16 protein-coding genes are annotated in these 13,751 nt (G+C 37.4%); 12 read left to right on the forward strand and 4 right to left on the reverse strand.

Going from position 1 to position 13,751, the window contains the following annotated elements:
* The first annotated feature begins 95 nt into the window (after window positions 1-95).
* Both AC07U8_RS10885 and AC07U8_RS10890 read left to right on the forward strand, forming a co-directional pair.
* On the forward strand, window positions 96-557 hold the full coding sequence (locus tag AC07U8_RS10885; protein ID WP_034616595.1) for a universal stress protein: 462 nt from the start codon (window positions 96-98) through the stop codon (window positions 555-557).
* Between the two features lie 35 nt (window positions 558-592).
* On the forward strand, window positions 593-1,036 hold the full coding sequence (locus AC07U8_RS10890) for a universal stress protein (protein WP_034616593.1): 444 nt from the start codon (window positions 593-595) through the stop codon (window positions 1,034-1,036).
* 141 nt (window positions 1,037-1,177) lie between these two features.
* Here the strand turns inward: AC07U8_RS10890 and AC07U8_RS10895 are convergent, their stop codons facing one another.
* Window positions 1,178-1,408: a hypothetical protein gene (locus AC07U8_RS10895; protein WP_034616591.1), complete on the reverse strand. Its 231-nt coding sequence runs from the start codon at window positions 1,406-1,408 to the stop codon at window positions 1,178-1,180.
* A gap of 465 nt (window positions 1,409-1,873) precedes the next feature.
* On the opposite strand from AC07U8_RS10895, the gene AC07U8_RS10900 reads away from it, so the two are divergent.
* On the forward strand, window positions 1,874-2,353 hold the full coding sequence (locus AC07U8_RS10900) for a CinA family protein (RefSeq protein ID WP_034616588.1): 480 nt from the start codon (window positions 1,874-1,876) through the stop codon (window positions 2,351-2,353).
* A 129-nt stretch (window positions 2,354-2,482) separates the two neighbouring features.
* Window positions 2,483-2,956: a hypothetical protein gene (locus AC07U8_RS10905; protein ID WP_494737874.1), complete on the forward strand. Its 474-nt coding sequence runs from the start codon at window positions 2,483-2,485 to the stop codon at window positions 2,954-2,956.
* A gap of 209 nt (window positions 2,957-3,165) precedes the next feature.
* Here AC07U8_RS10905 and aroC read toward each other — a convergent pair whose 3' ends face one another.
* The 3 genes from aroC to AC07U8_RS10920 all read right to left on the reverse strand — a co-directional run bounded on the left by aroC (window position 3,166) and on the right by AC07U8_RS10920 (window position 5,781).
* Entirely contained in the window at window positions 3,166-4,260 is a 1,095-nt protein-coding gene (gene aroC, locus AC07U8_RS10910) for a chorismate synthase (protein ID WP_419311713.1), read from the reverse strand.
* Window positions 4,261-4,272: 12 nt separating this feature from the next.
* Window positions 4,273-5,283, reverse strand: a complete 1,011-nt coding sequence (gene prmB, locus AC07U8_RS10915; protein WP_004720275.1) for a 50S ribosomal protein L3 N(5)-glutamine methyltransferase — start codon at window positions 5,281-5,283, stop codon at window positions 4,273-4,275.
* A 114-nt stretch (window positions 5,284-5,397) separates the two neighbouring features.
* Window positions 5,398-5,781 (reverse strand): lysozyme inhibitor LprI family protein, encoded by a 384-nt coding sequence (locus tag AC07U8_RS10920; protein WP_494737875.1) that lies wholly within the window; start codon window positions 5,779-5,781, stop codon window positions 5,398-5,400.
* Between the two features lie 368 nt (window positions 5,782-6,149).
* On the opposite strand from AC07U8_RS10920, the gene AC07U8_RS10925 reads away from it, so the two are divergent.
* The 8 genes from AC07U8_RS10925 (at window position 6,150) to gcvH (ending at window position 13,697) form a co-directional block, all read left to right on the forward strand.
* Window positions 6,150-6,455 carry a hypothetical protein gene (locus tag AC07U8_RS10925; protein WP_494737876.1) on the forward strand — a complete coding sequence of 102 codons (306 nt, stop codon included), beginning with the start codon at window positions 6,150-6,152 and terminating at the stop codon, window positions 6,453-6,455.
* A gap of 151 nt (window positions 6,456-6,606) precedes the next feature.
* The gene (locus tag AC07U8_RS10930; protein WP_004720267.1) at window positions 6,607-7,980 is read left to right on the forward strand and encodes an ABC1 kinase family protein; all 1,374 of its coding nucleotides are present in this window, start codon (window positions 6,607-6,609) and stop codon (window positions 7,978-7,980) included.
* A gap of 258 nt (window positions 7,981-8,238) precedes the next feature.
* The gene (locus AC07U8_RS10935; RefSeq protein ID WP_494738595.1) at window positions 8,239-9,525 is read left to right on the forward strand and encodes an acyl-CoA dehydrogenase family protein; all 1,287 of its coding nucleotides are present in this window, start codon (window positions 8,239-8,241) and stop codon (window positions 9,523-9,525) included.
* Between the two features lie 24 nt (window positions 9,526-9,549).
* Entirely contained in the window at window positions 9,550-10,749 is a 1,200-nt protein-coding gene (locus AC07U8_RS10940; RefSeq protein WP_004720264.1) for an acyl-CoA dehydrogenase family protein, read from the forward strand.
* Between the two features lie 136 nt (window positions 10,750-10,885).
* The gene (locus tag AC07U8_RS10945) at window positions 10,886-11,374 is read left to right on the forward strand and encodes a GNAT family N-acetyltransferase (protein WP_034616573.1); all 489 of its coding nucleotides are present in this window, start codon (window positions 10,886-10,888) and stop codon (window positions 11,372-11,374) included.
* 256 nt (window positions 11,375-11,630) lie between these two features.
* On the forward strand, window positions 11,631-12,080 hold the full coding sequence (locus AC07U8_RS10950) for a MaoC family dehydratase (protein WP_004720258.1): 450 nt from the start codon (window positions 11,631-11,633) through the stop codon (window positions 12,078-12,080).
* A 93-nt stretch (window positions 12,081-12,173) separates the two neighbouring features.
* A complete protein-coding gene (locus tag AC07U8_RS10955; RefSeq protein ID WP_004720255.1) occupies window positions 12,174-13,205 on the forward strand; it encodes an AraC family transcriptional regulator in 1,032 nt (343 codons plus the stop codon).
* A gap of 117 nt (window positions 13,206-13,322) precedes the next feature.
* Window positions 13,323-13,697 carry a glycine cleavage system protein GcvH gene (gcvH, locus tag AC07U8_RS10960; RefSeq protein WP_004720254.1) on the forward strand — a complete coding sequence of 125 codons (375 nt, stop codon included), beginning with the start codon at window positions 13,323-13,325 and terminating at the stop codon, window positions 13,695-13,697.
* Window positions 13,698-13,751 lie beyond the last annotated feature (54 nt).

Genomic DNA, 13,751 nt, shown 5'->3' on the forward strand with positions numbered 1-13,751 from the left:
ATTCTCTTCGTTTCCTGCCTTGTCTGCTCAATTTTAGCCTACAACGCAAACCCTTTATGAAATGTCAACAGCCCCCTTAAAAGGAGAAACTTATAATGGCTTATCAACATATCCTTCTTGCTGTAGATGACTCTCCTATTTCTTATGCTGCACTTGAACATGCAGAGAAACTTGCACTTGCTTTTAACTGTAAAATTACTGTGATGAGTGTGATCGCAGTTGATCCTTTTAAAGGCGTCGATTTTTATAAAATAGCGCCTGCTGTAACTCAATATTTATTTGAAGCTGAAAAAAATGCTTTAGCACGTTTAAAAGATATTCAAGAAACTTTAGTTCACCATGGTGTAACAACAGTAGATACCAAAGTGGTACGTGAAGTGCCTCCAGCTACTGGAATTTTAGATGCTGCAGATGAACTCAATGTGGACCTTATTGTAATGGGTTCTCATGGACGTACTGGTCTGAAGAAATTCTTCTTAGGGAGTGTTGCACAAGAAGTGTTGTCGATTTCTCCACTGCCTGTGTTGATTATTAAATCTACCCAAGAAGAAACTTAATTTTTATTGGAAATGTTAATTAAAAAGGTGTGATTATGACTTATCAAAATATTCTTGTCCCAGTTGACGGTTCTGACATTTCTTTTTCTGCATTAAAACATGCTGCTGCGATTGCCAAAGCCTTTGGAAGCAAAGTCACTGCGATCAGTGTCGTTGCTGAAGACCCTTTTGCTGCTGCTGATTTTTACTATTCGCCAGATATGTTAAAAGATTACATTCTAGAAGCAATTAAAAATGCGGAAGAAGGTTTGGGTAAAGCCAAACAATTGGCTGAACAGCAAGGTGTTCAAATTGATACACAAGTCGTGAGAGACTCGGTTGCAGCTGAAACCATCATTAAAACTGCTGAATCATTACATACAGATTTAATTATTATGGGATCGCATGGTCGTAAAGGCTTCCAAAAGTTTTTCTTAGGCAGTTTTGCGCAAGATGTACTGGGTCAAACCAAACTTCCTGTATTGATTGTCAAACAGTGATTGATTAGGGTCTATTAACCGTTCATAAATGATTTGCGTTGTAGACGAATTGTCAAATGCCCTAAAACTAAATAAATAAAACCCAGTTTAGCTGGGTTTTATTTATGCAATGTCCAGATCAAAGATAACTTGGAAAAATTATTAAACCGCGATAACTTTGACTAAAATTGTTTGAGATTCTTCAAAATCATCAAAAATTTGCTTACGGCTAAGTTCTTTGGACTTTACTTTAAAATTATGATTTTGATAGTGGATGACCTCAGGTATTTGATCAAAATAATTTCCTTCGGCTTCAATACTTTCTTCAAATAAGGCTGTGCCAAGCTGATATTCTCTACTTTTTAAGACAACATACTTAACAGTCGTTTTCATCATTCGCACTCCATTTTCATATGCACTTTATTTTTATTTATATCACTTTTTGACGCGTTTGAAATATAAAAATTCATCATATTGCATAGTAATTCTACAATTGGCCCAAAAAAGGAAAACCCACCTGTTGAGAAGTGGGTTGACTGCATATTTACAGACTTTACGCTGATTATTCTTTTAACTTTCTGTGATTGTTATTTGATGCTTATTCTTGGTTTTTGTTGTTTTGTGCCGTCATTATGGCAAATAAATATGACAAGCTTATTTCAACTCAGCGCTCTTTTGATTTATTTTGTCTTTAATAAACCATATAAGCTAATATTATGATTTATATATAAAAATATCCGAAAAATAATTAAGTTCATGGCTCAATATGCTTATTTTTTGTTTGGTTTTCTTGCAAATTCTCTCAATTCACTTATAGTTAAATTATTGAATATAAATAATTAATTTAGAGCCATACCAATGCTTTTAAAACAATGTTGTGATCTGCTTGAAAGAAAGAATTTAACAGTCGCATTTATTGAAAGTGCAAGTTCTGGTTATTTATCCAGCCAATTTTCGATCTATAAAAACAGTGGTGCAGATATTTTATTAGGCGGTTTAGTTAGTTACGACCCCTCTATTAAAATTTCAATTTTACAAGTTGATCCATCCCTCATCGAAAAATATAGCGCTGAATCAGTTGAAGTCACGAAAGCAATGGCAGTTCAAGGGAAAAAACTCTTTAGCGCTGCAGATATCATTGTCAGTTGTACGGGCTTACTTAAACCTGGTGGTAGTGCTAGTATTGAAAAACCAGAAGGTACTTTCTTTATCTCAATCTATTATCAAAACACATTGTCGAATTTTAAATATTTTATTGAAGGTGAGCCGTTGACTCGTTTAAATCAATTAACTGAAAATGTTGCAAAGGAAATATTAAAAATCTTAAATTTTGTTTAAGATTTATGCTATGTCTTAACTGAAATACAAATTACTGAAATATTTAATTCACTTTTTAACTAAAAAGCGGTAAATTTTACATAGATTATCAACATATCAATAACACAAATGAACTTATTAGGAAGCGGTATGAAACTTCAATTTGCGGTAATTTCTTCTTTAGCATGTTTAACTTTGGCGGGTTGTGCTGGCTCTTATCCAGAAAGAGTTGTTACAAAAGGCCCTTTAATCTGTGAAGCAAATGAAGTTTGCCCTGAACTTTCTATGCGTTGGAAAGATGAAGTCCGTGATGGCTTTAAAATCACAGCAGAAATTAACAATCCAACAAAATATGATATTACCCAATTTGTCTTTTTAGTGGATGGTCGGCCATATACATATTCAACCATTAACACGACACAATACGCGGGTACAGTTTCATCAAACTCGATTAATGTTCCTGTCAGCTTTCTTAACTCATTCCGTAATGGTAAAGAAATTTCACTTAAATTGGTAACCAATCAGGGTGATGTTGAACGTTCAATCTTAAAGGCAGATGGTCAACAGTCTTCTGCGTATCTGACGTTCTTAAAGGGTTATACAGGTCAAATTGTTACTCAATAAGACTGAGCAAGTATAGATATAAAAAACCAGACAAAATGTCTGGTTTTTTTAACTCAAAATCTTTAACTTAAAATAATGAATCCAAGATCATTCAGCTAAATTTGTTGAGCAATAACTCTATTAAGTAAAAAACAAATCATTTGAAATTTACTCTAATAATTAAAGGTATTTCAAAACTAAAATACCCTCTCTTATCTCAAATATATTTGCTATTTAGGTTCAATTGGGGCAAATGGTGCAACCACATCCGCATTTTGTGCACGGTGACGCATAAAATGATCCATCAATACAATGGCAAGCATGGCTTCAGCAATAGGTGTCGCACGCACGCCCACACAAGGATCGTGACGACCTTTGGTGAGTACATCTGTATCTTCACGATCTAGATTAATGGTTTTCCCTGATGTCGTAATACTTGCGGTTGGTTTTAACGCAATCGCTACACGGATGGTTTGGCCTGAAGAAATACCACCAAGAATACCACCAGCATGATTGGCTAAAAACCCATCTGTGCTAAGTTCATCACGGGTTTCATGGCCAAATTGTTCTGCAACTGCAAAACCATCACCAATTTCAACACCTTTCACCGCATTGATTGACATCATGGCATGGGCAATATCAGCATCTAAACGATCAAATACGGGTTCACCCCAACCTACAGGTACTTTTTCTGCAAGGATCTCAAGCTTTGCACCACAACTGGTCCCCTGTTCACGCAATGATGTCACCAGCGCTTCAAAACGTGGAACAGCATTGACATCACCACAGAAGAACGGATTATTCGGAACTTCATTCCAATCTAAAGCTTGTGCTTTTTCAGTACCAATTTGCGTCACATGTCCACGAATCACGATCGCAAATTTCTCAAAAAGAAATTTCTTTGCAATCGCACCCGCTGCCACACGCATCGCCGTTTCACGTGCACTTGAACGACCACCACCACGATAATCACGGAAACCATACTTTTGCGTATAGGTGTAATCTGCATGGCCTGGACGGAAAGTTTGCGCAATATTGCCATAATCTTTAGATTTTTGATCTGTATTACGGATCAATAAACCAATTGAAGTTCCTGTCGTTTTACCTTCAAAAACTCCAGAAATGATCTCAACCTCATCTGGCTCTTTACGCTGAGTGGCAAACTTAGACGTTCCTGGTTTACGACGATCTAAATCAATTTGTAAATCTTCAGCAGATAATTCAAGACCCGGTGGCACACCATCAACAATTGCCATCAAGCCTACGCCGTGAGATTCACCACAAGTCGTTACACGGAAGAGTTGTCCAATACTGTTACCTGCCATGCTTACGACTCCTTAAGCTTGAATAGATTGAATAAATAAATCACGGAATGTACGACATTGTTCAGCAGTCAAAGCAAAAATACCTGTACCGCCTTTTTGGAACTGTAACCAGTAAAAATCAATCGTGTTAAAATTCTGTTTCATTGCCCATTCTGAGTTACCTACTTCAATCACGATTAAACCGTCTTCAGTTAAATAATCAGCAGCTTGGGCCAACATTTTTCGAACTAAATCCAAACCATCTTGACCCGCAGCTAAAGCAAGTTCAGGTTCATGATGGAATTCATCCGGGAGATCTGCCATATCTTCGGCATCCACATATGGTGGATTCGAAACAATCAAATCATATTGATTTTCAGCTGGAATTTTGGCAAACAAATCTGACTCAAGCAAAGCCACCTGATATTGCTTATTGTGGTGCTCCGCATTAATAGAAGCCACTTCTAATGCTTCTTTAGAAATATCAGTTGCATCTACTTCTGAATCAGGGAATGCATATGCCAGCGCGATCGCAATACAACCTGAACCCGTACACATATCTAAGATACGTTGCGGTGTTTTTGGATTTGGGTTTTCAGGTAAATTATTCACGCCTGCACGTGTTTGTCCATTTTCATCTAAACAATAAGGTGCAAAACGGTTTTCGATCAATTCAGCAATCGGTGAACGAGGAATTAACACACGCTCATCAACATAGAATGGCTTACCAAAGAAATAAGAGAGGTTAAGTAAATAAGAGGTAGGAATTCTTTCATTTACACGACGTTCGAGTAAATTTAAAAACTCAGCTTTTTCACTTGGCAATAATTTTGAATCTAAAATTTCAGCATCTGCCTTCCATTCCAAAGAAAGCGTTTGTAAAACCAAGGCAGAACTTTCTGCGAAATAATCTTCTGTACCTTGACCCAAATGTGCATCGTATTGACGTAAAGCTGTAACCCCAAAACGAATAAAATCACGAATTGTTGATAGGTTTTCAGCAGCTTCCTGTAAATGTTCAGGGCTAATAGTCGGTCGATCCACTTAAGGTTTCTCCAAGGTCATATTTTTAAACGCCTTATGATACCTTGTTTTGCATGACATTTATAATGCTTTACGACAATTTACTTAGCAATTATTTTATAGCGCAATAAAGCACTATAAACGATAGCTTTGTTTCTCTAACATATTGGCTCTATTGACTGTTTGTTTGAGGGCACAATTGTAATACTTCATTTTATAATCATCAGAAACTGATTTATTCGACTCATCACACTGCTGATCTCGAAGTTTAAACCATTGTTTCTGATATTTCTTTTGAGCTTTCTGTTGCTTGTCTGTATACAGGCCCAGTGTCTGTTTAAATAATGATTTCAAACGATCATCTTGCTTACTCAACTCAGTTTTCATACAGCTGGCAAGTGTTGCCGAGCTTGAACCTGCCGAATTCATACAGCTTAAATAATCTGAGCTATAACCGATCGCCTGCGTGTGCATTGGCAATAATACCACTAAACTGATACCCCAATACTTTAAATACATCCAATTCCCCTATCCCAAAATCATTATTTTAAGTCAAAAACTTTTAATCCAAAGAACTCAGGCACTGATTAGCAACAATCCTCTATGCAAAAGAGTGTAAAAGATTTGAAACTAAATACAATCATTGTAGATTAATTATTATTAAAACTTGATTTAAAACAATCAACTTTGTTTTGCCATATCACTCGTTTTTAGATTTATTTTCAAGCCTATTGTTGTATGTTTTTAAAACAAATCAATCTGCTTGGTTATAAAATATAAACTTATTTGTGGCAAAATTGCTGAGATTGAGCACTTAACTTGAAATTGGGTCATTTCACCTTTATATATACAACAAGTTTTTAAATATTTATGAATTTAGTCAATTTATGAGCTACAAACATAATAACCTCATGGCGATGCGTCAGTCATGGTGGGATGATGAATCCACTCCAAATGTCAAAATTGAAAAGCAGTTTTTTCAACAAACCCTCTCTGAACAAGGTGTTTACGAAGCGCCTTCTCTAGACGATGTAAAATATTTTTTCTTTAGCTTGCCCAGCATTATCATTGTTAAAGGCTATGCACTTGGTTTTACTAATCAAAGCGTTAAAGATCTGATCATCAATTACATTGCTTCAAATAAGCAAGGTTTAATACTCCGCAAAGAGCTTAAAATCCAATTGAGAATGTAAATTTTAATATTGCTTAGGCTATTTTGATGGAATTAATTTAATTCCCCCATTCAGCGAATTGAACTGTTTAAATACAGTCATTCCATGTAATATTCCTTACAATTAGTCATCTTTTTATCTTTTCGAATCTCTTATAAAGGATTTTATCTTCATGTCAGATCAGAACGAAAAGCTCAAACAGTTAAAAACCTCATCAATGGATCGTCGCTTATCAATTGCAAAAGCATCATTATTGGCAGGTACACGCTGGGCAGCTTCAAGTGCGAGTTCAATCTTTTCAAGTGAAGAAGAAAAAGAAAAAAAACGTAAACAAGCTATGAAAGAACAAGCCAATTACCTTGTTCAAGAAATTGGCAAGCTAAAAGGTTCAATTGTTAAAATCGGTCAAATGATGGCGCTTTATGGCGAGCATTTTTTACCTGAAGAAATTACTCAAGCATTAAACACCCTCAATAATCAAACAGTTGCCCTTGCATGGCCTGCGATTAAAGAGCAATTGGTCAGCCAATTGGGTTCAAAACTCAACGATCTCACCATTGATCATGAGCCGATTGGTACAGCTTCTTTGGCTCAGGTTCACCGCGCAACACGTAAGTCAGACGGATTAGAGTTAGTTCTTAAAATCCAATATCCAGGTGTAGCCGACGCCATCGACTCAGATATGAGCCTATTTCGAAATATGCTTAAATTGACACGTATGGTGCCACAAACCCGTGAGTTCGATCAGTGGTTTGATGAAGTGCGTGAAATGATGCATCGTGAAGTTGATTATAAAGTTGAAGCGGCAACAACCCGTCGTTTTGGCCAGCGACTTAAAGAAGATCCACGTTATGGCGTGCCACAAATTATTGATGACTATTGTACCAATCAAGTCCTGTGCATGACCTTTGAACGTGGTGTACCCATCAACAGCCCTGTCATGCTGTCTTTACCACAAGAACGACGTAATCTTTTAGGTGAAGCATCACTTGAAATCGCAGTTCGTGAATTGTTTGAGTGGGGCGAAATGCAAACCGACCCGAACTTTGGCAATTACCTTGTTCGCTTGGGCAATGGTGAAGAGATAAAAGATAAAATTATTTTGTTAGATTTTGGCGCTATACGTCAGTTCGATGACCAATTACTTCGCGTTGCTTGTAATTTAATCAAAGCGGGTTATAACCACGATGCTGAAGCAATGGTTAATGCGATGTCGGGCTATGAGTTCTTTGATGCAATGCCTTTAAGCATTAAACCCGATATGGCAAAAGTATTTTTATTGGCAACAGAAGCATTTAGTACACCTTTAAATAATCCAGATTTACCTGCTGGGGTGATGGATCAACATAACCGCTATGACTGGAAAAAAAGCCAGCTACATAGCCGTGTGATGCAACGTGCTTCAAAATCAATGGCTTCGCGTTACTTCAGTATTCCACCAAAAGAATTTATGTTTATCAGTCGTAAATTTATTGGTGCTTATACATTTATGACGGTGATTGAAGCAAAGACCAATGTACGTAAAATGATTGTACCTTTTGTTTAATCTTTTTAGTTTTCATACAGGTTAAACGAGATTGTAAACGTTTTAAAAATGTCACTTTTACCAATACCCAACAAATGTTGGGTTTTTTTATTTTTAAATAAACAATAAAAATCAAAATATTAATAACAAATATCTCATTCACTCTACCACTCATCTAAGGTCAATCACTTTGTCAGCTTTGACATAGTTTTTTATTTTTATGCATGTCAGGATTGTTGTATACCGACACTAAAATACAGGGACTTCGGCATGACCAATATGGTAAATAAAGCTCAAGGTTTGGGTTTAAATCTAATTACAAAAATTGCAGGTAGTGATTTACTTGATCAGTTTAAATTGCGCAAATTTATCGAAAGATCACTTTATCAAGGTTCTAAAGCTGGTTTTAAAACCTTAAGTGCAACACAAAAAGCATTTAAATCAGATTCAAATGTAACCAAACAACGTCTACCCAATCAGCAAAAGTCCCTATTTGATCTGAGTTTGACTGAAGAGCAGCAAATGACGGTGGATGCCATGGATCAATTTGCTTCCGAAGTACTTTATCAGTTGGCCCATCAAGCGGATCACGACGAAAAGTTTCCAGTTGAACTTTGGCAACACAGTACTGATTTAGGACTAAATTACTATGCTCTGCCTGAAGCTTTAGGTGGCGTCGCATCTGAAAAAAATATTGTGAGTAATATTTTAATTGCTGAACGCTTGGCTAAGGGTGATTTTTCACTTGCTGCAGGTCTGCTTTCTACTTTTAGTGTCATCAATGCAATCACGCAATGGGGTTCTGAAAAAGTTCAATCTGTTTATTTAGCAAATTTTGCCAATGATACTGATATTCAAGCGACTTTTGCAGTACAAGAAGCAACCCCTGCATTTAATCCCTTACGCTTAAAAACCAAAGCGACTGCCAACAATGGACAATTCAGCATTACTGGAGAAAAAACTTTAGTGCTGTTGGGTGCAACAGCAGATTTATTCCTTGTTAGTGCTGACTTTAAGGGTCAAGCGGACGTTTTCGTTGTAAAGCGAGATCCAAGTATTACAGTGAAAAAATCACCGGCAATGGGTTTAAAAGCAACTGAAACGGTAACTTTGAAGTTTGACAATACCCCTGCCCAACGTCTAGGTGACGACGATTTTAATTACCCTGCATTTTTAGATTTAGGCAATCTAATGTGGTGTGCAATGGCTGTTGGTAGCTGTGAAGCGGTTAAAGATTACAGTATCAAATATGCCAATGAACGTACTGCATTTGGTGAACCTATCTCACACCGTCAAAGTGTGGCATTTATGATCGCAGATATGGCGATTGAAATTGATGCAATGCGTATGCTGATTTTAAATGCTGCCAGTCTTGCAGAAGCAGGACAACCCTTCCATAGAGAAGCGTATTTAGCCCGTCTACTTTGTGCAGAAAAATCTATGAAAATTGGTACAGATGGTGTGCAAATTTTAGGTGGACATGGTTTTACTAAGGAACATCCGGCTGAGCGTTGGTACCGCGACTTACGTGCAACAGCCGTTCTACATTCAGGCTTACACGCTTAACTTAGAAGATAAAGGATAAAAATCATGAATTTACAAAATCCAAAAAAATTCCAGATGCTTTTAGATCAAGCACACGAGACTGCATTAAATGTTTTACGCCCAATTTCTCGTAAATACGACAAAGCAGAACATGCCTATCCTAAAGAACTTGATATGCTGGCTTCTTTACTGGATGGTATGAATGACGGTGGTGATGGACTCAATGCTGGCGCTGCAATCAATAAACGTGGCGATATCGACAGCAATAATAAAAATGGCACCAATATGTCGACTGCCTTGGGTGTGATCGAAATGTGTTATGGCGATACAGGCCTACTGCTGACCATGCCTCGTCAAGGGCTGGGCAATTCTGCGATTGCTGCCGTCGCCAATGATGAACAGCTTGAGCGTTTTAAGGGGACATGGGCTGCAATGGCCATTACTGAACCTGGTTGTGGTTCTGACTCTGCTGCGATTCGCACAACCGCAACCAAAGATGGTGATGATTACATTCTGAACGGTGAAAAAATATTTGTCACTTCTGGGGAACGTGCTGACTCAGTCGTGGTTTGGGCAACTTTAGATAAGAAATTGGGCCGTGCTGCAATTAAATCTTTTGTTGTACCTAAAGGTACACCCGGCATGAAAGTTGAACGCCTTGAACATAAACTTGGTATTAAGGCATCGGATACAGCCGCAATCAGTTTTATTGACTGCCGTGTTCCTGGAGCAAATTTACTCGGTAATGCAGAAATTGATGTAGCCAAAGGTTTTGCAGGGGTGATGGAAACCTTTGATAATACCCGCCCACTTGTTGCTGCTATGGCTGTGGGCTGTGCCAAAGCATCTTTAGAACGTATTAAAGACATCTTTAAAGATGAACTAGATCCCGACTATGCAACTCCATATTTGCAAACATCCAATTTGGCTGCACAAATCTATCGGATGGAAGCAGAATGGGAAGCTGCACGCTTACTCACCATAAAAGCCACATGGATGGCAGATAACAAAAAACCAAACTCTCGTGAGGCCTCTATCGCCAAAGCAAAAGCTGGACGTATTTGTAATGAAATCACTTTAAAATGCGTAGAGTTGGCTGCCAGTGTGGGTTATAACGAAGATGAATTATTAGAAAAATGGGCGCGTGATTCAAAAATTCTAGATATTTTTGAGGGAACACAACAGATTCAACAGCTGATTATTGCCCGTCGAGAATTGGGTAAATCTTCGAGTGAATTAAAATAGTATTGCAGCAAGACCTGTAAATTTACTTATTTACCACTATTCAAGTGGTAAAGTTTTGATCAGTTGAATTTTTAACTGATCACAAAAGGTAGAATTTTTGTTATAAAAATTCTACCTTTTTTATTTTCATTTACTTATGTACCAAATTAGAACGATACAAATACAAGACAATCCGTCGATCGCACAAGTTATTCGTGAAGTATCTAAAGAATTTGGCTTAGCACCTGAATCAGGCTTTGCTGTAGCCGACCCGATCTTGGATGATTTATATCAGGTATATGCTCAACCCAATGCCCAATATTGGATTATTGAGGATGCAAATGGTCGCGTTGTTGGTGGCGGAGGTCTTTCACCATTACAAGGTGATGCAACTGTTTTAGAGATTCAAAAGATGTATTTTTTGCCTGAACTCCGTGGTTTAGGATTTGCTAAGAAAATTTTAGAAAAGTGTTTTGAATTTGCACAACAACAAGGCTTTCAGTCTTGTTATTTAGAAACCACTCAAGATCTCTGGCAAGCCATTAAACTCTATGAGAAGTTAGGCTTTAAGCATTTATCACAACCTAAAGGTAATACTGGTCATAGTCATGTTTGTGAAGTTTGGATGCTTAAAACATTGCTTTAACGCACCATAAGCTTGTTCAATTCACTTTGGTCGTATTTTCATTACTTTCAGGACATAACACAATGTTATTATGGTCTAAATCACTCGATATTTTGAGTGATATTTCAATTCGACTTAAAAAAATGGATGATTGGCAAAACAGTCATTGAAATTGCTTAATGGTGATTTACAATGAAAAAGTTTAAATAATTTAATTTTTATGCGTAGAACATCATTATTTATGAGTATTGTGTGAAATTAAGGGAATGTATAAACAATGTTGTATTTGGAAGATTTAAATATTGGTGATCATTTTAAAAGTCGTGAATACGAAATGACTTTGGATGAGGTTTTAGAGTTTGCACATAAGTATGATCCGCAAGTTTTCCATACGGATGCTGAAAAAGCCAAAGATCACCCGATTTTTAAAGGACTTGCTGCAAGTGGATGGCATACCTCAGCGGTCACCATGCGCCTTTGGACTGAATGCTTCCCTGTTGCTTATGGCTTAATTGGTTCAGAATCAAGTTTAAGATGGCCAAAACCCACGCGTGTGGGCGATAAAATACATGTCGATGTCGAAATTGTATCTATCCAGCCCTCTAAAACCAAAAATGATCGCGCAATTGTGACCTATGTAACACAAGCAAAAAATCAAGATGACGATGTATTGCTAATTTCAACCACTAAAATTGTGGTATTTAAGCGCAATTTTGATGCACATTAATCCTAAATTTGTCTTACAATATTTAAGGGTTTTTCCATATCATGACAATATGATTAAACAAGTAAAAACAATGTTTAGAGCAATGGAAAGCACATGAAAACAGTCTCAGCTCGCCAAGATCAGGGAATTCCTGGTGTTTATGGACTATTATTATTAGATATTGTTTCTCGTTGGGGATATAGCGCAGAGACACTTTTCGCACCCTTTAATTTTACCAGCGAGCAGTTAGCAGATCCTGAGTGTCGGATTCCGACACCACTTGCCAATGAATTGATTAAACACGCATTAAAACTTACAGGTGAAAGCACCTTAGGCTTTCATCTTGGTACACAAATGCGTATCTCCATTCATGGCTTTATTGGTTATGCCATCATGACAGCACACGATATTACCGATGCGCTTGTCTTAGCCAACCGTTTTATCCAGTTGCGTATGCCCTTTCTACAATTGTATTTTTCTACTTTTGGTGAAAAAGCCACACTTCAATTGCAATGTGATATCGAAATCGAACCTTTACGCACGGAAATTGTGATGGGGCTAACCTTTGGTATTATGACCATGGCAAAAGCCTTAACTGGTATTGATTATTTGCATGGCGATATCGATTTTGATTTTCCCAAGCCTGATGGTTTTGACAAATACATCGAGAAACTGGCAAAGCAATACAATATGCGTTTTGAACAGCCACATCTCATTGCAAGTTTTGACAAATCCTACTTGGGCTTAAAAATGGTCAATGCTGACCCGATTGCCAGTCAAATTGCGATTAATCAATGTGAAGCAGAACTTTCAGCTTTGGGTGAAAGGCGCCGCTTGGCAATGCGTGTACGTGATATCTTGACTCATTCGGAACAGCATTATTTAAGTATTGAAAATGTCGCAGATCGTCTGCATATGTCAGACCGTACATTAAAGCGTCAGTTGGCTGCCGAAGGTACTTCTTTCTCTACATTGGTAGATGAAGTACGTTATCGCCATGCCACATCGTTACTTTCCCGTACTGACTATACACTGGAACAAATTGCAGATGAACTCGGTTATAGTGATGTTGCAAACTTTAGTCGTGCATTTAAACGCTGGAGTGGTCGTAGCCCAAGTAGTTGGCGCAAAGACCCATACTTATAATGTGATTTATCACGATTATTTGTTTCGATGAATAAGTTTATCAGTATCTCTGCTTTCTGTTTTGATTAAAAAACCTGTATAACTCGTGCCAAAAATAAATTGATTAATGGAGTCATTATGAATCATCCTTCAGATTTGAAATATGCAGCAACACATGAATGGGTAAAAATTGAAGGTGATCTTGTGATTACTGGTATTTCTGACCATGCTCAAGATGCTTTAGGCGACTTAGTCTACGTTGAAGCGCCTGAAGTGGGTAGCCATGTGGTTGCTGGCGCTCAAGCTGGTGTAGTTGAATCCGTTAAAACAGCATCTGATATTCATGCGCCTGTTTCTGGTGAAGTTGTAGAAGTGAATACTGCCCTTGAAGATGATCCAGATTTTGTGAATGACGACCCGTATGGCAAAGGCTGGATTTATAAGATTAAACCAGACAATATTGCAGATGTTGAAAAGTTACTCAGCAATAGCGAATATGAAGCTGGGCTTTAATTTTTAAAATCCTAATGCTTAAAAATAATGTTTAAACACAAAAAGATCAGATGA

This window comes from Acinetobacter sp. GW821-FHT01E09 (assembly GCF_059422385.1).

Coding starts and splice junctions, on each gene's coding strand:
- AC07U8_RS10885 (WP_034616595.1), top strand. CDS start 96: ATGGCTTATCAACATATCCTTCTTGCTGTAGATGACTCTCCTATTTCT.
- AC07U8_RS10890 (WP_034616593.1), top strand. CDS start 593: ATGACTTATCAAAATATTCTTGTCCCAGTTGACGGTTCTGACATTTCT.
- AC07U8_RS10895 (WP_034616591.1), bottom strand. CDS start 1,408: ATGAAAACGACTGTTAAGTATGTTGTCTTAAAAAGTAGAGAATATCAG.
- AC07U8_RS10900 (WP_034616588.1), top strand. CDS start 1,874: ATGCTTTTAAAACAATGTTGTGATCTGCTTGAAAGAAAGAATTTAACA.
- AC07U8_RS10905 (WP_494737874.1), top strand. CDS start 2,483: ATGAAACTTCAATTTGCGGTAATTTCTTCTTTAGCATGTTTAACTTTG.
- aroC (WP_419311713.1), bottom strand. CDS start 4,260: ATGGCAGGTAACAGTATTGGACAACTCTTCCGTGTAACGACTTGTGGT.
- AC07U8_RS10920 (WP_494737875.1), bottom strand. CDS start 5,781: ATGTATTTAAAGTATTGGGGTATCAGTTTAGTGGTATTATTGCCAATG.
- AC07U8_RS10925 (WP_494737876.1), top strand. CDS start 6,150: ATGAGCTACAAACATAATAACCTCATGGCGATGCGTCAGTCATGGTGG.
- AC07U8_RS10930 (WP_004720267.1), top strand. CDS start 6,607: ATGTCAGATCAGAACGAAAAGCTCAAACAGTTAAAAACCTCATCAATG.
- AC07U8_RS10935 (WP_494738595.1), top strand. CDS start 8,239: ATGGTAAATAAAGCTCAAGGTTTGGGTTTAAATCTAATTACAAAAATT.
- AC07U8_RS10940 (WP_004720264.1), top strand. CDS start 9,550: ATGAATTTACAAAATCCAAAAAAATTCCAGATGCTTTTAGATCAAGCA.
- AC07U8_RS10945 (WP_034616573.1), top strand. CDS start 10,886: ATGTACCAAATTAGAACGATACAAATACAAGACAATCCGTCGATCGCA.
- AC07U8_RS10950 (WP_004720258.1), top strand. CDS start 11,631: ATGTTGTATTTGGAAGATTTAAATATTGGTGATCATTTTAAAAGTCGT.
- AC07U8_RS10955 (WP_004720255.1), top strand. CDS start 12,174: ATGAAAACAGTCTCAGCTCGCCAAGATCAGGGAATTCCTGGTGTTTAT.
- gcvH (WP_004720254.1), top strand. CDS start 13,323: ATGAATCATCCTTCAGATTTGAAATATGCAGCAACACATGAATGGGTA.